The 715-nt window shown below is 66.2% G+C and carries 1 protein-coding gene; it reads right to left on the bottom strand.

Translation table 11 applies throughout. The features are described 5' to 3' along the window. Positions 1–715, bottom strand: a 715-nt coding sequence (locus tag ACLMAL_RS39695) for an AMP-binding enzyme (protein ID WP_412003783.1), incomplete at both ends; no start/stop codon positions are given.

Here is a 715-nt window from a genome sequence, read left to right as displayed (position 1 = left end):
GCCTCGAACAGTGCCCGCACCGGAACCGTCGTCCCGAGCGCAGCCCCGATGCGCGACACCACCCTGGTCGCGATGAGCGAGTTACCACCCAGATCGAAGAAATCGTCGTCCACACCGACCCGATCCAGGTCGAGCACCTCGGCGAACACCGCGGCCACGATCTCCTCGACCGGAGTGACCGGCGCACGGAACGCCTTGGCACGCACCTCGGGAGCGGGCAGCGCGCGCCGGTCCAGCTTGCCGTTGACCGTCAACGGAATCCGTTCCAGCACCACGAACGACGCGGGCACCATGTACGACGGCAACAGCTGGGCTGCCGCGTCACGGATCACCTCGACATCCGGCGCGGAGTCCGGATCGGCGACGACGTAGGCCACGATCCGCTGATCGCCCGGCTGATCCTCACGCACGATGACCGCCGCCTGAGCAATACCCGGCTGAGCAAGCACCGCAGACTCGATCTCACCGAGCTCGATACGGAAACCGCGAACCTTCACCTGATCATCGGCACGACCCAGATACTCCAGCTCGCCATTGCGGTTCCAACGCGCCAAGTCACCGGAGCGATACAAGCGCGAACCCGCGGAATCGGCATCGGCCAGCGGATTCGCCACGAACCGCGCCGTGGTCAGATCCGGACGGCCGAGATAACCACGAGCCAACTGCGGTCCCGCGACATACATTTCACCCGCGACACCGACCGGAACCGGCCGCA

Source organism: Nocardia sp. CWNU-33 (assembly GCF_046764895.1).
Classification (GTDB): Bacteria; Actinomycetota; Actinomycetes; order Mycobacteriales; family Mycobacteriaceae; genus Nocardia.
The sequence above is the reverse complement of the archived record's forward strand: the minus strand, read 5'-3'. Positions and strand labels throughout refer to the sequence as shown.